The organism is Algoriphagus jejuensis, from assembly GCF_039523455.1.
Classification (GTDB): domain Bacteria; phylum Bacteroidota; class Bacteroidia; order Cytophagales; family Cyclobacteriaceae; genus Algoriphagus; species Algoriphagus jejuensis.
This window is the reverse complement of sequence record NZ_BAAAFI010000007.1, coordinates 20988-44448: the sequence shown is the minus strand read 5'-3', so window position 1 is coordinate 44448 and position 23461 is coordinate 20988. Positions and strand designations below refer to the sequence as shown.

The following is a 23461-nucleotide window of genomic DNA, read 5'->3' as shown; positions in this document are numbered from 1 at the left end:
TTCCAATCCGTCATGCTCCAAAACTACCTGAAAATCGCGCTCCGAGGCTTTGCAAAGCATAAACTCACTTTTTTCATCAATTTGTTTGGCTTATCACTCGGCTTGTGGGCTGCGATCCTGATCGGCCTTTGGGTGGATTCCGAGCTGAAGATAAACCGAGAATTTGCGGATCTGGATCGGCTTTATCGGGTCATGGAGCATCAGAGCTACGGAGCGGATATTTTCACGACCAACTCCACTCCGGGAATTTTGGCAGAAAGCATGAAAGCGTCGCTCTCGGAGGTGGAATATGCCTCTACCTATACCTGGAGCCAAACCCAGCTTTTTATCCAAGGTGAGAAAAGGATCAGACTGGAAGGAATCTATGCCATGCCGGATCTGCTGAAGATCTACCAATTCGAGGCAGTCCAAGGAGACCCAAATCGCATGCTGACAGAAAACAATCACGTGGTGCTGACCGAAAAAGGAGCAATTTCTCTCTTTGGGCGGACGGATGTCGTGGGTGAAGATGTGGAGATCCGGCAGGGTACGGATTCCAAAAACTTCATTGTGCAGGGTGTCTTAAAGGATCTGCCCAAAAGCTCTTCGCTACAGTTCGACTACCTGCTGCCATATTCACTGTTTTTTGCGGAAAATGACTGGCTGGCAGACTGGGGAAACAACGGGCCGAGTACGATTTTGAAGTTAAGAGATGGGACTGACGGAGAGGCTTTTTCCAAAAGCATAGCCCACTATATCGCAGACAAAAATGAGGAATCCAATGTGGAGTTATTCGCCTATCCGCTGGGCGACCTGTATCTCTATGGACAATGGAAAGATGGACAAGCGGTCGAGGGCAGGATCAAGAATGTAAAGCTTTTTGCTATGATCGGGGTATTTGTTCTAATCATCGCCTGCATCAACTTCATGAACCTCAGCACGGCCAAGTCGCAGAAACGGGCAAAAGAAGTAGGGGTGAGGAAAGTGGCCGGAGCGGACAAGCAATCGCTGGTATTCCAGTTTCTGAGTGAATCCATTCTGATCAGCCTGTTTGCGGCTTTTCTTGCCGTGATTCTGGTGGCACTGACTTTGCCGATTTTCAATAGCCTAACGGGAAAGGAAATGAACGTGCCGTTTTTCTCCGGAATCTTCTGGCTTCAACTGATGGCGGTTTTGCTGGTCACGGGCTTGGTGGCGGGCAGCTATCCGGCTTTTTACCTCTCGGCGACCAAAGTTGTGTCTGTGTTTCGCTCTTTTACCAAAGCAGGAAAAGGAGTGGTCATTGCGCGTAAGACGCTCGTACTTTTCCAGTTTATCTTAGCTACTATCCTGATCGTTTCCACGCTGGTGGTCTATCAGCAGATAAGTTTTGCGATGAATCAGGACCTGGGCTACTCCAAGGATCAGCTGATTCAGATCAGGCTGGAAGGTGAGCTTCTGGACAGATTTGACATCTTCAAGACTGAGCTGGAAAAAAATGAGGACATAATCGCGGTAAGCCGATCCTCCTTTGGTTTTCAGGGGAGAAATTCCAATACCGGAGGAGTTTCTTGGGAGGGAAAAGACCCAGAAAATGCAGCGCTCTTTGAGGTTATTCGTGTGGATTACGACTTTCTGAAGGCGTCAGGAATTCAGCTGGTGAAAGGGCGGGAATTTGATCGGGCGAATGGATCAGATTCGATCACTGGTACGATCCTGAACGAAACCGCCTATCAATTGATGGAACAGGATCACGAAGGAGCTGAGTTTTTCAGGATGTGGGACGTCGAGCGCTCGATCACCGGCGTAGTTAAAGATTTTCATTTTGAGAGCTTTCGCCAAAATGTAGCTCCGGCCATCTTTCTCTTGGATCCTGAAAATACCTGGCAGGGCTATGTAAAAGTAAATACAGGTAAGATCCGCGAAACGGTCGCTTTTCTGGAGGCCACAGCCCAAAGGCTAAACCCCGAGTTTCCGTTTGACTACAGCTTTATGGACGAAAACTACGCCCGGATGTACCAGGAAGATGTGCGATTGCGGGATTTGGCGCAGTACTTTAGCATCCTGACGATCCTGATTTCCTGCCTGGGACTCTTGGGCTTGTCTGCCCATATCGCGGAGCAAAAGACCAAGGAAATCGGCATCCGCAAGGTGCTCGGCGCATCCACGCTCTCCATCCTGCAGGTGATCAACCGGGAATTTATCCTGATCGTGCTGCTGTCGGTGACGATAGGTTCGGGGATCGCCTTTTGGCTGATGCAGGATTGGCTTTCCGGCTATGAATATAAGATCAGTTTTGAGTGGTGGTTTATCCCCGCAGCCGCGCTCTTGATCCTAGGAATCGCGCTGTTGACGGTGTGCCTGCAGTCTCTGGGAGCGGCCAAATCCAATCCCGTACAGGCGATTAAGTCGGAGTAGAGGAAGTTCGGAAGGAAGTGGTCTGTGAGGACACAGACCAGGGTGATGGATGACGGTTGATTTTCACCCTGGCCTGTGTCACCACAGGCCAGTCAAATCTGCAACCTTAGTCCGTGGAAGAATGTTAGTCCGGATAGTTTTTATGGCGAATAAGAAGTGGTTTTTGAGGACACAGAACGGTGAGCAGGACTTCACCCGGGTTTGTGTCCCACAGACCCGCTACACGGCTCAGTATTCTTTCACATGTCACTGCATTGGGTTAGATATAGGATGGGGTGAAAACGAACTCGCTTTTTTAAATAGCTAGTCTATGGCAAATGGAGAATCTTTTCGCAATTCGCATATGGAGTTTGATGCCGTGTATTTTTGGACAGATACAGTTAAAGATTGGAAATGTCTGCTTGCCAGCGACAGATACAAAGAAATCGTAGTTAAGTCTTGGAGGGAATTGGTTTCAAGAGGGATGGTGATTGTCTATGGGTTTGTGATCATGCCCAACCATCTTCAGGTGATTTGGGAGATGAAGGAGCCAAATGGTAAAGAAATGCCTCACGCCAGTTTCAACAAATTTACCAGCCACATGATCGTGAAAGATTTGAAAGCGGTGAGCCAAGGGAGATTGTCGGACTTCAGGGTGGAAGAGGAGGATCGGGCGTTTCGGGTTTGGCAACGGGATCCGTTGGCGATCTTGATGGACTCGAGGGAAAAGTTGGAGCAAAAACTCAACTATCTCCACCAAAACCCGCTGCAAGCACATTGGAATCTTGCCGATAGACCCGAAAACTATCGCTGGTCTTCGGCTTTGTTCTATGAAAGGGGTATCGATGAATTCGGGTTTGTCACCCACTATATGGATAGGTTTTAATCGTTTTTTGAGAGGAATACTGGTGGTCTGTGGGGACACAGACCACGGTAGATTCGAAATCCCGAGGGCTTATCGCAGGATTTTCAATCCGCACTTAGCTTTGGTCGGATTGTAAATCCTAGAATACTGCTTCGGAATTGCAAATTCCGAAGAGCTGCGGTTCTCGAATACCTTTTCGGGATTACAAATTCCGAAGAGCGAAAATCCGACATCCGACTTCCCAAATTTTTTAAGAATCCTCCTGCAACCTTTTCCCCTGGACCAGCATCTCCTTTTCAGAAAGCTAAACCAACTTCTTTTTCCCAATCTGGATACAGCAATAACCCAACCATGGATCCCTGTGTTATCGTCCGCTGTCGGTCAAAATTGACTTTTCTCGGACAAAGTATTTGATAGAAATCCGCTTGAGATGCAGGAAAGGGGTGATTCTACCTTGGCACAATCTCTGGCACTTAATAAATCCGAAAACTAACCCAACTATTCCACATGAAAACATCTAAGATTTTCGCATTGGTTTTTGCCCTCTTCCTGATGGGATCGGCCACCATGGCCCAAAAGTCAGAAACCCGTACTCCAGGCAGGTTTACCCAAATCGAAAACAGCGGAAGCTGGGACGTGGAGATCGTCAAAGGCCCCAAGGATGAAGTGAGATTGGAGTCAAACGGCTTCGACCTAAGCAAAGTCATCACCGAAGTAGAGGGAGAGAAACTTGAAATTAAGCTCGAAAAAGGCAGCTACAAAAATGTGAATCTCAAAGTCTATATCACTGTGCGTGAACTCGAATCTGTCGGAAACGGCGGTTCAGGTCACATGAGGCTGGTTTCTGATTTTGGAGCCAATTCCTTCAACATCGGACAGTCTGGCTCCGGCAGCATTTCCGCAAAAAACATCAATACCGAAAAGCTGAATGTAGGCATGAGTGGATCCGGGAAATTGACCATTTCAGGTGGCCAAGCAGAAGAAGCGAATATCGGTCAGTCGGGTTCCGGTGACTTTGACGGAATCAACTTCACAGCAGATGCCGTGAAGATCGGTAAGTCAGGTTCCGGCTCCACTTCTATCGGGGTCAGTGAAGTGTTGACTGTCGGGGCGTCTGGTTCTGGGAATGTCTATTATCGAGGCGATCCGGAGAAGAAAAGCATCGGAGTATCTGGCTCTACTAAAGTGATTAAGCAGTAGAGGGAGTAGCGAGTAGCTAGTATCAAGTAGCTAGAATTGGGGATGTACGATTTACGAAATACGATATTCGAGGCTGTGAAGGAGTTGAGGCCGTAGTCAAAGGTAAGGTGATTGAAGCGCTGAACCTTGCCACTTTAACACTTTACCAAATTACAACAATAGCCTTCGATATCCGTGACTCTCGTCACTCCAGTGCTCAGCCTGACACCATAATTTTTCAATATTTCAATTTTCCAATTTTGAAATCTGATGCTCAAAAACTATCTGAAAATAGCCTACCGAAACCTGGTCAAAAACAAGGTCTATTCTTCGATCAATATTTTTGGATTGACGCTGGGCTTTGTCTGCTGCATCCTGATCATGCTTTTTGTGAAGGATGAATTGTCCTATGACCAATTTATCCCAAACAAGGAAAATATCCATCGGGTGGTTTTGGAGCGGATTTATCCAGATCATGTCAGCTTCTATGCGATCATTCCAGACAGCTATTCGGAGGTAATCGCCGATGAAATCAAAGGGGTGGAGGAGTCCACCCGACTTTTTGGTTTGGGAGATGGTTTTGTGATTGAGATTGGGGATGAAAAATTTGACGAACAACACGGAGCAGCCGCCGACTCCAATTTTTTTCAGGTATTCGACTTTGAGATCCTTCAGGGTGCGCCTCAGCAGCAGGCACTGGCCAAGCCCAATACACTCGTCGTAAGCCAAAGTGCCGGCAGGCGACTTTTTAAATCTGAAAACCCGGTGGGGAAGGCTGTCAAGATCTTCGGGTTGGATTTTGAGGTTTCGGCTGTGATGGCGGATCTGCCTGATAATTCCCACATGCAGCTGGATTTCCTTTTTGCCGCGGTGTCTTTTCCCGGACTGGACCAGGAAAATTTCACGGGATTCTCTGCCTATACCTATCTCAAACTAAGTCCCGGAGTAGATCCAAAACTTGTGGAAAACCAAATTCCGGCCCTGGTATCCAAGTATGCCGCCGGTCAGATAGAGCGGGACTTGGGAGTTTCCTTCGCTGACTACACGGCCGCAGGCAATGGCTACCGCTACTTTCTCCAGCCGGTGACTTCGATTCACTTGCACTCCAATCTGGAAGGTGAGATGAGGCCCAACGGAAACTCGCTTTACGTCTATATCTTCATATCCATCGCCATCTTTATCCTGGCGCTGGCTTGTATCAATTTCGTCAATCTGGCAACAGCCCGCTCGGCTGATCGCGCTCGCGAAGTGGGCGTGCGCAAGGCGATGGGTTCAGACCGCAGCCAGATCATTACCCAGTTCCTACTGGAGGCACTTGCTCTGACCTTTGTGTCCCTATTGTTGGGGATTTTACTGGTAAGTTTAGTCTTGCCCTTTTTCAATGATTTGGCAGAAAAGTCACTTACGGTTGATTTGAATTCCATCCTCTTTGCCCTGCCTGTCCTGTTGGGATTTGGCGTATTAGTCGGACTGTTAGCCGGTTATTACCCTGCTTTTCATATCTCCAAGCTCAACACCATCAGCATCCTGAAAGCGAAACTGGAAGTGAACGGCGGGGGCAATTGGCTGAGAAATGGCCTGGTCGTGTTTCAGTTTGGTATTGCAATCATGTTGATCGCCGGCACCCTGATTATCAATCGGCAGATCGATTTCATCCAGTCTACCAGTTTGGGCTTTCAGAAAGAAAATGTGCTGGTTTTGGAGCGATTTGGCAATCAGGAAAAGCGTGACATCATCAGAGATGAACTGGCCAAGATGCCCGAAGTGCTTTCTGTGGGAATTTCCAGCAGCTTGCCCGGCAAGGGTAGCAATGGAATTCAGTTCACCAAGCCTGGGCGGGGAGATGTGTTGACTACCAAGAGTTTTGCGGGAGATGACTTTTTCTTCCAAACCATCGGGATCAAACCCCTCCAAGGGCGTGTATTTGATGAGAATTTCAACGATTCACTCTCGCTGGTTCTCAATAAAGAAGCCGTCAAGGTATTCTTTGGAACAGAAGATCCCATCGGCCAAAAACTCAGGACGAATACGGACATCAATGGTCAAAATCAGGATGTTGAGCTCACCGTAATCGGGGTTGTGGATAATTTCAACTTTGAATCGCTTCATACCCCGGTCACCCCTTTGGCCATCTTTCACGTGGATAATCCCCGTGGTTTTCAAAATTTCCTGACCATCAAATTCAACTCCGGCCAACAGGAGGCTGTAGTCAAAGGGCTGGAGGCAAGATGGGCCGAGCTTTCGGACGGGACCGCTTTGTCGTTTTTCTTCCTGGACAATGATCTGGCCGAACTCTATCGCAGCGAGCAGGTGTCTGGTCAGATATTGGGAGTATTTTCCATACTGGCCATCTTGATCGCCTGCATCGGTTTGTTTGGATTGGCGGCTTACACTGCCTTTTTGAGAACAAAAGAGATCGGCGTGCGGAAAGTTCTGGGAGCAACTGTAGGCAGTATCGTATTTCTTCTCACTTTGAATTTTGCAAAATTGGTGGCAATTGCCTTCGTTTTTGCGATGCCCATCGCATGGTTTGCGATGGATTCCTGGTTGGGATCTTTTGCATTCCACACTCCTTTGGACCCCTTCATCTTTCTCTTGGCCGGGGGAATTACGCTTTTGATCGCCCTGCTGACTGTCAGCTACCAGGCCATCAGCGCAGCGATCGTCAATCCGGTGAAAAGCCTGAAAAGCGAATAGAAGTATCTAGACATTAGTATCAAGAGACTATAACCAAGAACCTAGAATTTATGATTTATGAAGTACGATTTACGAGGCTAAAAAACAGGTGAGGTTATGGTTCTAGTTTAGCCTCTGAAGTGTTGAACCTTACCACTTTGCCACTTTACAACCTTTCCACTCCCTGTCGCCCCAATTTTAAAATCTTCCAATCTTTCAATCTTCCAACCCAATAAACCATGTTCAAAAACTACTTCAAGATCGTCTTTCGCAATGCCAAAAAGCATCCGATGTATGTGCTGATCAATCTGATCGGACTTGCCATCGGTATGGCTGTGAGTATTGTGATTTTGCTTTATGTACAGTTTGAGCTGAGCTATGACAAATACCATCCGGATGCTGATCGGATCTACAGGGTTTCCCGCGCATGGTACAATCAGGATGGAGAGGAGAGTCTCCATCTCGGTCATTTGGCACCTCCGTTTGGACCGCTGATGAAAAGCGATTTTCCGGAGGAGGTAGAAGTGTCGGCCCGGCTATTCAATTTTGATGCGCTGATCAAGAATGGTGGAAATGCGATGGAGGAGAATCGGCTTTTCTTCGCTGATCCGGAAGCGTTTGATCTTTTCTCTTGGAAAATGATCGAAGGAGAGGCCCAAAAAGCGCTGACAGAAGCTGATGGAGTCATCCTGACCGCAAGTACCGCAAAGCGTTATTTTGGAAATGAGTCAGCCATCGGCAAGGAATTGCTCGCTGATCTCAACGGACAAGAGTTCACCTTCCAAGTGCGCGGCGTGATGGAGGATATGCCCGAAAACTCGCACTTCCATGTGGACTTTCTCGCTTCCATGGTTCCTGTGGTGCAGTTTTACGGAGGACAGGATGCCTTCATGTCCAACTTCGGTTCCAACAATTTCTCGACATTTATCAAGCTGGCCAAGGGAGTGGATTTCAAAAATTTTGAATCGAAGCTTCCCGGGATGATCGACCGCAGAATGGGCGAAAACCAGGCAGGAATCCCGATGTCAAAAGGCACGGCCCTCACGCTTTGGCCCATCACCGATGTCCATCTCCATTCCAATTTGGCTTCGGAGATCGAGGCTAACGGCAACATCGATTATGTCTTTGTCTATCTGGCAGTAGCCCTGTTTATACTGTTGATTGCCTGCATCAATTTCATGAATCTCTCCACGGCGAGGTCTTCCCTGCGATCGATGGAAGTGGGGCTTCGCAAAGTGATGGGTGCGGACAAGGTGATCCTGATCCGCCAGTTTATGGGGGAATCGTTCGTCATGACATTTTTTGCGATGATTATAGCCATCATCATGGTTTTCCTGTTTTTACCGGTGTTTTCTGACTTCACGGACAAGCCCCTCAGTCTCAATTTCATCACGCATCCGGAGTACCTGCTCTCGATATTCGGTCTGGCGCTTTTCGTGGGCTTGATTTCTGGAAGTTATCCAGCCCTATTTCTTTCCGGATTTATGCCTGCAAAAGTGCTGAAGGGCGCATTTAAGGCGGGTAAAGGTCACGAAAGCTTCCGCTCGCTGCTGGTGATTGGCCAGTTTGCGATCTCAGTGATGTTGATCGTGGCGGTGCTGGTGGTCGTGCGCCAGTTGGATTTTATGCAAAACAAAGACCTGGGCTTCCAAAAGGAAGATCTCATTGTCTTACCCAATAGCAATCAGATCAATGAAAATTACCTGATCATCAAAGACCGTCTGGAAAATCACCCGGGCATCCGGGAGGTGAGCATGTCAAGTCGGGTGCCTTCTGGTAGATTGTTGGATTCTCAGGGCACAACTGCCGAAGTCAACGGGGAATTGACCCAGCTGAATGTGCGAATTGCCGACATCCATGTGGCCCACAATTTCCTCGATACTTATGGGATTCCCTTGGAGGCTGGAAGGGATTTTGATTTTCAGAGGGCAAGTGATTCTACAGAGGCTTTTATACTGAATGAAGCGGCTATCCGCGCGGTGGGTTGGTCCAGTCCGGAGGATGCAGTCGGCAAGCAGTTTTTGTATGGTGGCAGACGTGGATATGTGACGGGGGTAATGAAGGACTTTCACTTCGAAAGCCTTCACCAGCCGATCGTTCCCATTGTGTTTATGATTTCCCAAGACAGAAACAATCTGGTCAGTATCAAGATCGATGCGGATCAGCGCGAGGAAGTCTTGGCATATCTGGAAGGGGAGTGGGCGCAATTGAGACCGGATTATCCGTTTGAACCCCAGTTTGTCGATGAGGGATTCAACCAGCAATATGAAGCGGAAGCGAGGGTGAAGACGATTTTCACCTTTTTCTCCGCATTGGCGATTCTCATTTCCATCCTTGGATTACTAGGCTTGGTGACGTTTGCCACCGAGCAGCGAACCCGAGAGATCGGAATCCGAAAAGTCATGGGAGCCGAAACGGGAAATATCTTGGTGCTGTTAGGTAAGGACTTCCTGAAGCTAGTTGCAATTGGTTTCCTGATTGCGATTCCGATTTCCTGGTTTGGGATGAGCAGTTGGCTGGAGGATTTTGCGTACAAAACTGGAATCACCTGGACGATTTTCCTCTGGGCGGGTGTGATCGCAGGGCTGATTGCAGCCATCACAGTAACCTCTCAGACGCTCAAAGCTGCCTGGGCCAATCCGGTGAAAAGCATTAAGAATGAGTAAGAAAGTACCAAGTATCGAGTACAAAGTACCAAGTAGAAAGACTTTGATGCTCCACTGATTTTCCAATTTTAAAATTTTCCAATCTTTCAATTTTACTACAATGAAACACTTAACAAAACTTTGGATGCTGGGCTTTGTCCTTGTAGCCGCATGTACATTTACTCAAGCGCAAGAGTCTGAGACGCGATCTCTGGGTTCATTCTCTGAAGTTCATTCCGGTGGAAGCTGGGACGTGATCTTGGTTGAACGTGACAAAGAAGAAGTCAAGATCGAAGCAAAAGGAATTGCGCTCAGCAAGGTGAAAACCGAAATAGACGGAGATGTGCTGAAACTGGGACTTGAAAGAGGAAACTACAACAACGTAAATCTGAAATTCTATGTGACCTATCGAAATCTTGAGGGCTTGAAATGTTCCGGTTTTGGCAGGATGACCGTCAAATCGGATGTAGTAGCCGATGATTTTTATATCTCGCTTTCTGGCTCAGGCGATGTCATCATGCAGAGTCTGCGAGCAGATGAACTTGAGGCGTCTATCTCCGGTTCGGCCAAGATTTCAATTGAGTCTGGCGCCGTGGGTGATGCCGAAATCAAGCAGTCGGGTTCTGGAGACTTTGTGGCCGAGGATCTAGCTATCGAGGATTTGGACGTGTCTAAATCCGGCTCTGGCAGTACGAAGGTTGGGGATTTGGGAGAAGTTTCGCTTCGTTCCTCCGGCTCAGGTGACTTGATCTATTCTGGTTCTCCTAGAATGGGCGAAATCAAAGTCTCAGGATCAAGCAGCATCAGGAAAAGATAGGTCGAACCTGTTTTCGATAGGTCCGGGGGACAAAGTTGGCAAGTCTTCTTATTCCCAGTGAAATCCCCCTTGAGATATTCAGGGGGGATTTTTCGTAGGGTTCTTGTTGAGGGATTATTGATGGCGAATTAGCTGAGTAGATTAAATGTCACCAGCAGTTTGTCATCACGCTCCCATTGAATCCAGCCTTTGCCTACTTTTTGAAAATTCGCATCAAGTAGCAGTACTTCCATTCAATCTCCTCTAATTGCTATGCCAGGCATGCACTCGTGGTCAAGATTGGTAGTTCCTGATTAAGCGAATTGTGTGAAGTGAATTTTTTCAGATTTTCCCGCTTTTACTCATCCCCGTATTGTTGGGCCTCACGAGGTTTTCATTCTATAATCTCTAAATCTGGTTACCTCTTGTGATCGCTGACATTTAGAATTTTGCAATGAATTACTAGTATTTAACCGCAATGATTCGCTGACAACAGACAGGAGCGTTTAAACTTTTGTTTTTTTTAGAACCAGCCAAAAAGTATCTTCGCGGAATTAAATTCCGAAAATTACCTAAAAAGGAAATTAAATTCTATTTACTGAGTACGAAATTCAAAAAACTCTATCCAAAAAAATGACGATGAAACGATTTAGTCTAGGTTTATTGGTGTCAATGCTGTTTTTGGCATCTTGTCAGGACACGGATTCCGATCCCCAAGCGATTTTGATTAATACGGACAGCGAAATGCTTAGCGAGCGGATTTCCTTGGACGGAAGCGGAGTGATTTCTCTGATCAATCCCGATGCGGCAGGGGGAAGAATTTTGGAGACTTCTTCAGAACTGCCCATTGTATTGATTTCCCAGGTTGATGCACCCGAATTTCAGGGGGTGAAACTTAGAGCTACTCACGTCGATATTGATGGTGACTACGCCTATGTAGGGTATAATATGGAAGGTCCGAGCTACTTGGGAGCGGTAGAGATATTTGACATTTCCGATGCCTACAATCCAAAGATTGTTTCCCAGGCCCTATTTACGGACGCTGAAGTGAGCTCTTTGGAGTACTCAGACGGTACACTTCAGCTGGCAATGGCTGTCGACATTGACGGTGATTTTGGGGTGAGCTCTCCTGCAAATCTTGGGAGAGTGTCTGTTTCTGGCGGTAAGTTCACTTCGGGCTTTTCGTTTACCTCTATGGATGGTTTTGTCGCGACCGATGTTACTATGGTTGGCAATTCTACGGCCGTATCTACTGGGAATCCCGGTATTTTGGGCCTCGTAGATATCGCTGGAAATGTATCTCAGCAGGTCGAGCTTGAAGATTTGAGAAGTGTTGCTTTTGGCAATGATAAACTTGCCGTATTGAGTGGAATCGAGGGTGCCATCATTTACAATCCATCCAACCTGAGCGAGTTGGCTAAAATCAGTCTTGGGAATTCAACTCCAGAGTCGAAACGAACAATAGCGATCGCTGACAATAACTTGTATGTGTCTGAAGGGGCAGCTGGTGCCGGAATCTACAATCTCAACGATGGTCAGTTGTTGAGCAAATTGCCTATCCCAATCAATCCGGAGGGGACAGATCCGGGAGATGTCGTGACGAATGCGGTTTCGGTTGACAAATCATTGCTTTTCATGGCAAACGGAGCTGCTGGGATCTCCGTAGCCGATGTGAAAAATCCCTCAGCGGCAAAAAGCATGGGAATACTTGATCTGGATGGATCTTCGAACTTTGTGAGAAATGAAGAGAATTTTGTCTTTGTAGCGACAGGTGCAGGTGGATTGCAGATCTTGAAGTACAGCATTCCCGTCGGGAATCCAACCGAAGCACTTTGCAAGGATTTGCCTACTTATTCCGGAAACAGTAACCTAAATGTGAATTCGAATGAAAAGATGGCATTCACAGGTGCAGTATCTCTGAAAAATGTGAATGTGGGTGGAGAACTATTGTTCTGCGGATCCATGGCGATCGAAAATAGCCTGAATGTCAACAGCAATGGGGTAATGCAGGTCGTGGGTAGTTTTGCCTTTGGTCAGTATAAGAAGAACACTAGCTTGAATGTAAATAGTAATTCCTACCTGAAACTGACTGGAAGTACGGTAATCTGGGGAGATCTAAAATTGAATAGCGGTGCAACGCTGGAATTTGTGGGGGAAGGCAACACGATTCACGTTTACGGTGACGTTACCATCAACAGTGGTGCGAAAATTATCGGCAACTACACGGATTCATCAGGGAAATTGAAATAACGAGGTTTCGTTTGCTGAAATTCAATAAAAAAGAGAGCCAACACGGTTCTCTTTTTTATTGCAAAAATGGATCTGGAAGAAGCCCTCTTCTCTGTTTTTTAACGAATTACCAAGTTGGATGTCTCTTCATCCAGTTGTCAACAGAAAACTTACCGGATCCATAAATCAAAAAGACGATCAATAGTATCAGCACGATCAGCGAAATCCCAAACTCCAGATTGTTGGTGACTGATACAAAGCCTGGTTGAGCGTTCACCAGGAATACTGCTCCAAGCAAGATTGGAAGCTGAAACAGTATCGCAAAACGGGTGACCAAGCCCATTGCAATCAGAATCCCGCCCACCAGATGTGCGAAAGCCACGTAGTGTGCGAGGCCAAGGTTTACAAACTGCAGATCTGCTCCTTTCATAATAGCCAACAATGCATTGGTGTCAGAGATAAACAGAATTCCTTTGTAGAGGATAAATAGTCCGAGAATGATTCGGACGAAGTCTATCCATTGCGGATGATGGGTGTCAGCCCAGTGTTCGATTTTGGAGAGGGTATTCATGGCTTTTGGGTTTTGATTTCCAATAATTTACAAAAAATATTGCTAAAAATGCTGATGTTCAGTAGTGTGCTTTCTGGGGCAAGGTGCGTCAAGCGTCTTTGAGTTGAAGGGATAAAATCCATCGGACCAATGTGAAGCTGAGAGACCTTAGGAGATTTCTCTGTCTTGACTCAGCATTACGTGTTGTGAAATCAACTTTAATTGTTTGTTTTGGAGTAGGTCTGAAAAATATGGCAAGCGAATTTGGCGTACATCCCCATCAACAACTGGTCTTTGAGCTTTCCAAGGGCGATGAGAAGGCCTTTGAAAAACTGTATGGCCTGTTTTCGGAAAAAATCTACCACGTATCCAGACGCATGCATCTCAGCCATGAAGATGCGGAAGGGATAGTCCAGGAGGTTTTTCTGAAGATTTGGAAAAAACGGGAAAAGCTCGATCCGCAGCTGTCCATCAATGCCTACATGATTTCCATCGTGAGATCTTTGGTGATCAAAAAGGCCAAGAAGGAGGCCCGGTTTTTTGCTTTTCAGCACTATGGAGTCCCTTTCTACGAGATTGAGCGAAACAACGGCCCCGAGGAGGAGCTGATTTTTTCTGAGTTTCACAATATCTCCAAAGAGATTATTGATCAACTTCCCGCTGGACAGAAGCAGATCTTCGCCCTGCGGCATTTTGAGAATCTATCGGTAGACGAAATCGCCGAAAGACTGAATATCTCCCGGAGGACAGTCGAAAACCAGATCTTCAGATCCACAAAGGCCGTAAGAGAGAAGCTGGTCAAGCTGAAAATTATTTCGGCGAGCGTTTTCACAATGATACTGAATTCGGTATTAATGCAGGTCTTGGACTAAGTATTCCATAGGATTTTCCGGCTTTTTGAAAAAAGAACAAATTTCTTTCAAAAGGACGTGAGTATTTTTTCCGCCTTGGGGCTATAGGTGGTAGTAATTAGCCCCAGATGGATCACAAGAAACGAATAGATGATTTTTTTGCAGGAAAACTGACCAAAGAACAGGCCCAGGAACTCCTAGATTGGCTCGAGTCTTCCGAAGCGGAGGAATTTTTGTCTGCGGAAATTCTGCAGGTGTGGTCCGAAAAGATCCGCAGCCAGCATGCCGAAAACTGGGATTCTAAGCCGCTTTGGGAGAAGATCAACCAGGCGAAGGAAGGCTACTCCAAGCCGTACCTCTTGGTTGATGCGAAGCCTGCCCGAAAACTCTTCCCAAGTTGGCTCAAAGCCGCCGTTGTGCTGTTGGTGGTTGGCATCTCGGCGGTTTTCTATTTTGAACTCCAGACGACCGGGGAGCTGCCTCGGGAAATTTCATTTGAGATTCCGGCGAAGATTGTGCGGGAAAACCCGGCCGGCCAAAAAACCAGGATCAACCTTCCGGACGGGTCCACAGTCTTTCTCAACTCAGAGAGTAAGATCACCTATTCGGAGGATTTCCTGACCAACCGTCAAATAGAGCTGGAAGGGGAAGGCTTTTTTAAAGTAGCCAGAGATGAAGCACATCCGTTCACGGTCGATGCGAAGGGGATTTTGACCACTGCCCTCGGCACCTCATTCAACATTTCGACCTTCAATCAGGAGGAGAAAGTAGCGGTCACTCTGGTGACAGGCAAGGTTCGCCTTAATCAAAAAAACACCCAAAACTTCTTGGACTTGAACCCGGGGGAAGAGTCTATCCTCTCTTTGCAGGAGTCATCATTGACCAAACACTCGGTCGAAGTAGCAGATAGAATCAGCTGGACAGAGGGAGTACTGCGGTTTTCGGATACTCCTTTCGAAGAACTGATTCCCACACTGGAGCGATGGTATGGAGTCCAGATCCAGATTCTGGGCAACCCTGGAAAAATCAACGCCACGGGGACATTTGACAGTAATGAAAGCCTGAGAAATGTACTTCATGTACTGAGTGCTTCCATGGATTTTGAGTATCAGTTGCGTGAGAAAGAAGTCGTCATCAATTTCAATAAGAGGCCTATGTGAGATCCAAAAGACATAAAAAAAGAACAGGAACGTACTGCGAATACGCTCCTGTGAAAATCAAAACACGGCACCCACGGACTAAAGCTTAGCGGTCTGTCATCCGGGGGTATTTCAATGTTTCAACTTACAACCCTAAAATATGAAAAAAACGATACCATTAATAGTCATGTCTATTAAGCTATTGGTCAGAGGTGTGGCGATCCTTTGTCTGACATTGAGCCCCCTGATGGCCAGCACCACTACTGCCCAGGTGAAAAGCATCGATGAGGTTCACCTCAGACTGGAGAGAAAAAACTATTCTCTCATGGAGCTATTCCGTGAAATTGAAAACAAAACCGACTTTAGCTTTTTCTACACCGAGACGGCGGTCAGTGGACTGGCAGGTCTGAGCATCGCCAAGTCATCGGGAACCGTCGAGGAGCATCTCTACCAGATCGCTACGCAGACCAACCTCCGGTTTAAGCAGGTCAACAACACCATCAGCGTGATCGCCAACAGCGGTAGTTTAAGTTTGGTGGAGACTGAAGCGCAGCGGGCCAAAATCTCCGGCACGGTAAAAGACGATACAGGAATGCCCTTGCCCGGAGTTACGGTCTTGGTGGAGGGCACTACTACTGGTACGGTTACGGATGTGGATGGGAATTTTACCATTGAGGCATCCGAAGGACAGGCATTGATTTTTTCATTTATCGGATTGCAAAAGCAGCGAATCACTGTCGGATCGGCTACGATCGTGGACGTCGTGATGGTAACTGAAGAAAACAATCTGGATGAATTTGTAGTGGTGGGATATGGAACGCTACAGAAAAAAGACATCACAGGAGCTGTGAGCGCCATCAGCAGTGAAGAGATCAAAGATCAGCCCGTAGCAAGCATCGACCAGGCCATCGCAGGTCGAATGGCCGGTGTGGTAGTCACTCAGGCGACCGGTGCGCCGGGGGGAGGAGCATCCGTGAGAATCCGTGGGGCAGGTTCACTCAGTGCCGGAAACGAACCGCTTTATGTGGTGGATGGCTTTCCGGTCACCAATGACTTTGACCAAAGGAACAACCCACTCAACACGATCAATCCCAACGATATCGACAACATTCAGGTACTGAAAGACGCGTCTGCGACAGCGATCTACGGTTCCAGAGGTTCGAATGGCGTGATCCTGATCACCACCAAATCCGGGAAGTCCGGCATGTCCAAGATCGACTTTAGCATCAGCACCGGCGTGCAGCAGGTAGAGAAAACCCTGGATGTCCTGAATGCAACTGAATTTGCCCGGTATGTCAACGAATCCCGCAACAATGCCTGGGTAAATTCTGGTCCCGGTCGCTCGGCTTCCGACCCGAATTCAGTCCGACTGAACAATGTCATGTATCTGTTGCCGGAGTCTCTCAGTGACCCGGAGTCTTTGGGCGAAGGCACCGACTGGCAGGATGAAATCTTCCGAACTGCCCAGATGAGCAACTACCAATTGAATTTTTCCGGAGGAAATGAGAAGACAAAATACTTTGTCTCCGGCGGATATCTGAGTCAAGATGGGGTCATCCTCAATTCTGATTTGAAAAGATATTCCTTCCGTGTCAATGTGGAATCGCAGATGAACAAGCGGGTGAAAGTCGGGGCAAACCTGACGCCTTCCTACACCTTCTCCAACCAATCTCTTGCCGAAGGCAACTGGCAGGGTGGGGGAATCATCCAATCTGCGATCACGGCCAATCCCGTCTTGACGCCGTACGATGAGTTTGGTAACTATACGAAGATAACCGGTCAGGGAATCGGCCTCTCTGAAGTCGACAATCCGGTAAAAATCGCCAAAGAGTACTTCCACGAGCAACAAAATCTCAGGCTTCTGGGGACCTCTTTCGCAGAATTCCTTTTGGTGGACAATCTGAAGTTCAAAGCGCTCGTAGGTGCGGACATCCGAAATTTCCGCGAAGACATCTTCAGCTCTTCGATCATCAATCCAAACAGTGTGAACCCGACCAAGCCTGCCGTCGGCACCAATGGTACTTCGCAAACGAGAAACTGGCTTTCTGAATTTACACTCAGCTACAACAAGAGCATCGGCAAACATAATTTTGACGCTGTCTTGGGCTACACCGTCCAGCAGGAATCGCTGGATATCAACCGGATCACCGGTACCAACTTTGCCAATGACAACATCAAAACTATCAACGCGGCGGGATTGATCTCCAGCGCCACTTCTACCAAAGAAGAATGGTCATTGATTTCGTATCTGGCGAGGGTCAACTATAATTATGACGACCGATACCTGGTGACAGCGACTTTCCGCAGGGACGGTTCCTCCAGATTTGGAGAGGACAACCGTTGGGGGTCATTCCCCTCTGTTTCCTTGGGCTGGAGGATTTCTGAGGAGGAATTCATGAGTGAGGTCGATTGGTTGTCGGAGTTGAGACTGCGAACCAGCTATGGCTTGACGGGTAACAATTTCATCACCAATTATGGCTCTATAGGTCTTACCGGGATCGAAAATTATCCCTTGGGAATGAATGGAGGTACCGTCAGCAACGGGATTCGCCTGACCAATATCCCAAACAGTAAGTTGGGCTGGGAAAAAAACAGCCAGACGGATATCGGAATCGAGATCGGACTGCTGCAAAACAGAATCTACGCCTCTGCGGATTATTACAACAAGCGTACTTCTGATCTATTGCTCAACGTACCCGTGCCTACCTTGACCGGCTATGCTACTGCACTTCAAAACATCGGTGAGATCCAAAACAAAGGCTTTGAATTCACAGTGACCAGCCGAAATACCGTCGGCGAGTTTAAGTGGACCACGGACCTGAACTTCTCGACCAACAATATAGAGGTACTGGCCTTAGGCCCTGACGGCTCGCCGATCATCTCCAGACAGGCTACTTCAGCAAGTGCCCCTACGCACATTACCGAGATTGGCTCTGCTCCGGGCAGCTTCTTTGGATACAATGTGATCGGTGTCTATCAAAATCAGGAAGAGATCGACAGCAGTCCGGTGATCAAAAATGGCAACGGTACTGTCCAGTCCAAGCCTGGCCAACTGAGATTTGAGGATGTCAACGGGGATGGCGTAATCACCGCAGATGACCGGACGGTGCTGGGAAGTCCTTTCCCTGATTTCACCTGGGGCATGACCAATAGCTTTACTTACAGAAACATCGATTTTGCTTTCACCCTCCAGGGCGTGCAGGGATTTGAAGTTCTAAATGCCGCCAGACGATATTACGGCAACTATGCGGGTTCGTACAATGTACTCTCCAGTGCTTCGGACGGATGGATGTCTGAGACGGATCGCGGTGACGGTGTTTCTCCGATGATAGACAGAAACTTCAATGCGTATGCGGGAAGCAACGTCGTGAATAACATCACCTCGCTTTTCGTCGAAGATGGCTCTTTCCTGAGAATCAGAAACATCACCCTCGGCTACAACCTGTCGACTTCTCTGTTGGAAAAAGCAAAGCTTTCCAGCCTGAGACTGAGCTTCACGGTACAAAATGCCTACACCTTCACAGACTATGAGGGCTACAATCCCGAGGTAAGTGCGCAGGGCGGTAGTCCGCTGGTGCCCGGTGTGGACGCAGGCGGCTATCCACTCGCTCGCACGTATATGTTCGGTTTAAATGTTGGCTTCTAATCAGAAAATAGGTATGAAAAACATAAAGATATTAATCGCAGCTGGTGCCGTTGTCATGCTTTCAGCAGGGGCTTGCAACAGTGATTTTCTGGATCTGGCACCGATTTCACAGGAAAACAGCAATAACTTCTATAAGACCGACGAGGATATGAAAAATGCCCTCACGGCGGTCTATGGGTCCTTGCAGTATGGAGGACAGTACTATTCTTCCATCCATGTGATGGGGGATCTACGATCGGACAATACCGAAATCACCAACCCGAATGCCGGGGCAGATCTACAGGCCATCGACAACTTTACCAATACGCCGGTGACTTCGATCAGCAATACGACCTGGTCGGGACACTATCAGGGGATTCAAGCAGCCAATATCGTCATCGAAAAGATCGAAGCCGTCAACATGGATGCTGCGACCAAAGCCCGCTACATCGGTGAAGCCAAGTTTTTGAGAGCGCTGATGTATTTCAACCTCGTGCGGATTTACGGGGATGTTCCTTTGGTGACCAAAGTGATCAACAACCCCCAAGAGGGCTATGAGTACGGTCGCAACGCGACTGAGGAAGTCTATCAGCAGATCATCGCCGATTTGATGGCGGCGGAAGGCTCCCTTCCTTACACCTATGCCGCGGCAGAGGTTGGTCGAGCAACCAAAGGAGCCGCGATGGCTTTGCTCGGCAAAGTATATCTGACCAGAAAGAAATGGACACTGGCAGGCCAAAAGCTGAAGCAGGTGATCGACGAGGCCGCGCAGACCAAATACAAACTGATGCCTACGTATGCGGGTGTTTTCGGAATTCCAGCTGAAAACAACGCCGAGTCCATCTTCGAAGTACAGTTCAAGAGCGGTTCAAACGGGGAGGGAAGTCCTTTTGCCAACCAGTTTGCGCCGATTGGATCAGGGACTGCCGTGGTCGCAGTTGGGAATCCTTTGGGGCAAAATATTCCGACCGCTGAAATGGACGCAACCTATGAGGCCAATGACCTGCGAAAGGCCGCTTCCATGAAAAACAGCTATGTTCTCAGCGGAAAAACAACGCTGCACAACTACGTCGTGAAATACTCCGGAACTCCCGCCGCCAACTTGGACAGCGACAACAACTGGATCGTACTGCGGTATGCCGACGTGCTGCTGATGTACGCAGAAGTACTCAATGAGCAGGGATTTGTGGCTGATGGGCCTGCATTTGACTATTTGAATCAGATCAGAACCAGAGCCGGTTTGCCTGTGAAGACTTTCTCCAATGAGAATCCTTCCCTTCAAATTACCTCTCAGGCCGAGTTTCGACTGGCAGTGGAGCAGGAGCGAAGGGTCGAACTCGCCTTTGAGGGGCACCGCTGGTTTGATCTGGTGAGAACCGACCGGGCACTTACCGTGCTTGCTGATAAGGGCATTCAGCCTCACCACGTCCTGTTGGCGATTCCCCAGAGCCAAGTGGACATCAATCCGGCCATGATTTCCCAGAATCCCGGCTATTAATTCATTGTAAAAGGGGCTAAAATCGCTTTCTGTTTTATCAAATGTGATTGACTTTTAAAGGATTTTTAGCCCCTTTTCTTTTCCTTGTCTTCAGTTAAAGACAACTTCATTTCTTTATGAAAAAGATCCTCTTACCTCTCTTTTTGGGGTGTATGCTACCTCTTTGCCTTTTTGCGCAGCAGCCCTTGACGCTCAATAAGCCGGATACCGGCTATCGGGGAATCTGGTACAGCAACGAGCCATCCAACGATGAGTATGTCTACAAATACAGCGGAGGATTGGCTACCTACCCTGCCAATCACTATCCTTTTTCGATCTATGTGCCCGAGGTGGACAAGACCTTTTTTTGCTATGGCGGAACGGACCCTTCAGGGAGTACCCTTTTGCACATGGTCTCCTATTTTGATCACAAGACAGGGCTGGTTCCTCGACCCACCATTGTCCTAGACAAGGAAACTGACAATGCCCACGACAATCCAGTCCTAAACATCGATGCAGAAGGCAATCTCTGGATCTTTTCGACGGCGCACGGCACGAGCAGTCCGTCCTACATCCACAAAAGTAAAAGACCCTACGACATCGCTGAATTTGAACAAATCCACGCGACTAAGACAGAGGCTGGGAAGCCGGTCGCTATGGACAATTTTTCCTATCTGCAGACTTGGTATCAGCCGGGGAATGGCTTTATCAACCTTTTTACCCACTACGACCGAAATGTAATCGCCGGGCAGCCCTCCAAGCCGAGGAGGACCATCGGATACATGACGAGCCCGGATGGGATCACCTACTCCGAATGGAAAGACCTCGCTGCCATCGAAGAAGGCCACTACCAGACGAGTGGCCAATCGGGGAATACGCTCGGCACTTCCTTCAATTTTCACCCAGTCAAGGAGGGGGAAAACGGCCTGAACTACCGAACCAACCTCTATTACATCCAGACGACCGATTTTGGTAAAAGCTGGCAGACCGCCAGTGGAGAGGATGTTCAAATTCCGCTGAACAAGATTCAAAACCCCGCTCTGGTCAAGGACTTCTTTTCCCAAGGACTGTTGGTGTACATCAATGATCTGGCTTTCGATCAAGATGAAAGACCGGTGATACTTTTTGTGACCAGCAGGGGCTATGAGGCTGGTCCACAAAACGAGCCCCGAACCTGGCATACCGCAAGATTTACCGGATCGGATTGGGAGATTCTCACAGTCACCGGTTCCGACAACAACTACGACATGGGCTCGCTATACATCGACGAAGAAGGCATCTGGCGGATCATCGGCCCGACAGCTACGGGACCCCAAGCTTATAACACGGGCGGAGAGATGGTGCTGTGGACCAGCCGTGACCAAGGCAAGACCTGGAAGAGCAAACCGATGACTGCCAACAGCCTCTTGAATCATTCCTACGCGCGTCGTCCGGTCCAGGTGCATGACGATTTCTACGCCTTTTGGGCGGATGGCAATGGTCGGGAGAAATCGATTTCCAGGCTGTATTTCTCCGACAAGAAGGGGAATGTATTCCAGCTTCCTACTGAGATGACCGAGGATTTTGCAAAGCCCGCTAAAGTCAAAAAAACCGCTAGAAAGGAATGAGAAACCTATATCTGCTGCTTTTCTCGATTTGTCTTTTGGGAGCTTGCCAAAGGAAAACGCCTCTTCAGCTTACTCAACTGGATACGGTTCGCTTGGCCGATTCTTGGCTCAAGGTGGAGGTGTTGGCAGATTCGCTGGTGGTACCCTGGGACTTAGAGGTGGACTCGGAGGGTTTCATTTGGGTAGCGGAGCAGGAAGGAAAAGTCTCCCGGATCAATCTGGAAACGGGAGAGAAGAAGGTCATGCTGGTCCTTACGGACGTCTGGCAGCATCGGACTTCCGGTCTTTTGGGAATGGCCGTCCATCCTGATTTTGACAAAAATCCTTTTGTCTATCTAAACTACACCGCCAGGCAGGACTCGGTGATTACGAGCAGGCTTTTCAGGTATACCTTGGATAAGGAGAAGCTGACTGACGGTCAGCTTTTGCTCGAGATCGAAGGCGGAACCTCGCACAACGGCTCCAGGCTCGCTTTTGGTCCGGATGGAAAGCTCTATTGGGCGACGGGAGACACCCACGATTTTGCCTACGCACAGGACGATCTAAAGCTGAACGGGAAGATTCTGAGGATGTATGCGGACGGCAGCATCCCCGCGGACAATCCCGATGCGAGCAGCTACGTCTGGGCCAAGGGCTTTCGAAATATGCAAGGACTTACATTTTCTGACAGGGGACTTCTCTATACTTCCGAGCATGGAGATGCAATCGAGGATGAAATAAACCTGATCGAGCGCGCGGGCAACTACGGCTGGCCGAAGATCGAAGGAAAGCACGACCTGCCGACTGAAAGGACGTTTGCCGCCGCAAATCAGGCCATCGAACCGATCCGCTCTTGGACGCCGGTCATAGCTCCTGCTGGCCTGACTTTTTATGGAAAAAAGGAAATTGCCGAATGGACCAATTCCCTGCTGCTGACCACGCTCAAAGGAAAAAGCCTCAGAATCCTTCAGCTCAACAAGGATGGCAAATCCATCTTGGAGGAGGAAATTCTTTTTGAAAATCACTATGGCCGCCTTCGCGATGTAGCGGTTGGCCCAAGCGGCGAGATCTACCTCAGCACGAGCAATAGAGACTGGAATCCCCAGCCGGGATTTCCACTGGATGGAGATGATAAGATATTAAAAATCAGTGTAACGGATCGTTTGAATTCCAGTGCTCTGGAAGTATCTGCAGCCCAAGAATCTCTTGTCTTAAGCGGAAAGCAATTGTACCAGAACTACTGTGCTTCCTGTCACAAAGAAGACGGGAGCGGAGTGCCGGGCGTATTTCCGGCTTTGGCAGGATCGGGGATAACAACGGGCGATGCCGGGCCCCTGGTGAGGTTGGTAGTAGAAGGAAAAGATCAAATGCCGGCCTTTGGCTTTCTCAGCAATGGAGAGACTGCCGAGATCTTGAGCTACATCCGACAAAACTGGGGGAACCGCCTGTCGGGAATTTCATCACAACAAGTAGAGGAAAACAGATAAG

The 23461-nt window shown here is 48.2% G+C and carries 14 protein-coding genes; 13 read left to right on the top strand and 1 reads right to left on the bottom strand.

Going from position 1 to position 23461, the window contains the following annotated elements:
* Positions 1 to 12: 12 nt before the first annotated feature.
* The 7 genes from ABD031_RS08065 to ABD031_RS08035 all read left to right on the top strand — a co-directional run bounded on the left by ABD031_RS08065 (position 13) and on the right by ABD031_RS08035 (position 12766).
* Positions 13 to 2376, top strand: a complete 2364-nt coding sequence (locus tag ABD031_RS08065; protein ID WP_343850169.1) for an ABC transporter permease — start codon at positions 13 to 15, stop codon at positions 2374 to 2376.
* 310 nt (positions 2377 to 2686) lie between these two features.
* On the top strand, positions 2687 to 3241 hold the full coding sequence (locus ABD031_RS08060) for a transposase (protein WP_343850167.1): 555 nt from the start codon (positions 2687 to 2689) through the stop codon (positions 3239 to 3241).
* A 486-nt stretch (positions 3242 to 3727) separates the two neighbouring features.
* Positions 3728 to 4420: a head GIN domain-containing protein gene (locus ABD031_RS08055; RefSeq protein WP_343850165.1), complete on the top strand. Its 693-nt coding sequence runs from the start codon at positions 3728 to 3730 to the stop codon at positions 4418 to 4420.
* A gap of 249 nt (positions 4421 to 4669) precedes the next feature.
* On the top strand, positions 4670 to 7096 hold the full coding sequence (locus tag ABD031_RS08050; protein ID WP_343850164.1) for an ABC transporter permease: 2427 nt from the start codon (positions 4670 to 4672) through the stop codon (positions 7094 to 7096).
* Between the two features lie 218 nt (positions 7097 to 7314).
* Positions 7315 to 9741, top strand: coding sequence for an ABC transporter permease (locus tag ABD031_RS08045; protein WP_343850162.1), 2427 nt, complete (start codon positions 7315 to 7317; stop codon positions 9739 to 9741).
* Between the two features lie 100 nt (positions 9742 to 9841).
* The gene (locus ABD031_RS08040) at positions 9842 to 10537 is read left to right on the top strand and encodes a head GIN domain-containing protein (RefSeq protein ID WP_343850159.1); all 696 of its coding nucleotides are present in this window, start codon (positions 9842 to 9844) and stop codon (positions 10535 to 10537) included.
* A gap of 618 nt (positions 10538 to 11155) precedes the next feature.
* Positions 11156 to 12766 (top strand): LVIVD repeat-containing protein, encoded by a 1611-nt coding sequence (locus ABD031_RS08035; RefSeq protein ID WP_343850157.1) that lies wholly within the window; start codon positions 11156 to 11158, stop codon positions 12764 to 12766.
* Positions 12767 to 12872: 106 nt separating this feature from the next.
* Here the strand turns inward: ABD031_RS08035 and ABD031_RS08030 are convergent, their stop codons facing one another.
* Positions 12873 to 13316 (bottom strand): DoxX family protein, encoded by a 444-nt coding sequence (locus ABD031_RS08030; RefSeq protein ID WP_343850156.1) that lies wholly within the window; start codon positions 13314 to 13316, stop codon positions 12873 to 12875.
* 230 nt (positions 13317 to 13546) lie between these two features.
* Here ABD031_RS08030 and ABD031_RS08025 point away from each other — a divergent pair, with 230 nt between their 5' ends.
* The 6 genes from ABD031_RS08025 to ABD031_RS08000 all read left to right on the top strand — a co-directional run bounded on the left by ABD031_RS08025 (position 13547) and on the right by ABD031_RS08000 (position 23460).
* Positions 13547 to 14167 carry an RNA polymerase sigma factor gene (locus tag ABD031_RS08025; protein WP_343850155.1) on the top strand — a complete coding sequence of 207 codons (621 nt, stop codon included), beginning with the start codon at positions 13547 to 13549 and terminating at the stop codon, positions 14165 to 14167.
* 107 nt (positions 14168 to 14274) lie between these two features.
* The gene (locus tag ABD031_RS08020) at positions 14275 to 15306 is read left to right on the top strand and encodes a FecR family protein (RefSeq protein ID WP_343850154.1); all 1032 of its coding nucleotides are present in this window, start codon (positions 14275 to 14277) and stop codon (positions 15304 to 15306) included.
* Positions 15307 to 15445: 139 nt separating this feature from the next.
* Complete coding sequence (locus ABD031_RS08015; RefSeq protein WP_343850152.1) at positions 15446 to 18931, top strand: SusC/RagA family TonB-linked outer membrane protein; 3486 nt, start codon at positions 15446 to 15448, stop codon at positions 18929 to 18931.
* A 13-nt stretch (positions 18932 to 18944) separates the two neighbouring features.
* The gene (locus ABD031_RS08010) at positions 18945 to 20408 is read left to right on the top strand and encodes a RagB/SusD family nutrient uptake outer membrane protein (RefSeq protein ID WP_343850150.1); all 1464 of its coding nucleotides are present in this window, start codon (positions 18945 to 18947) and stop codon (positions 20406 to 20408) included.
* A 116-nt stretch (positions 20409 to 20524) separates the two neighbouring features.
* Positions 20525 to 21994 (top strand): BNR-4 repeat-containing protein, encoded by a 1470-nt coding sequence (locus ABD031_RS08005; protein WP_343850148.1) that lies wholly within the window; start codon positions 20525 to 20527, stop codon positions 21992 to 21994.
* Positions 21991 to 23460, top strand: a complete 1470-nt coding sequence (locus ABD031_RS08000) for a PQQ-dependent sugar dehydrogenase (RefSeq protein ID WP_343850146.1) — start codon at positions 21991 to 21993, stop codon at positions 23458 to 23460. Before ABD031_RS08005 ends, ABD031_RS08000 begins: the two co-directional genes overlap by 4 nt.
* The last annotated feature ends 1 nt before the right edge of the window (position 23461 follow it).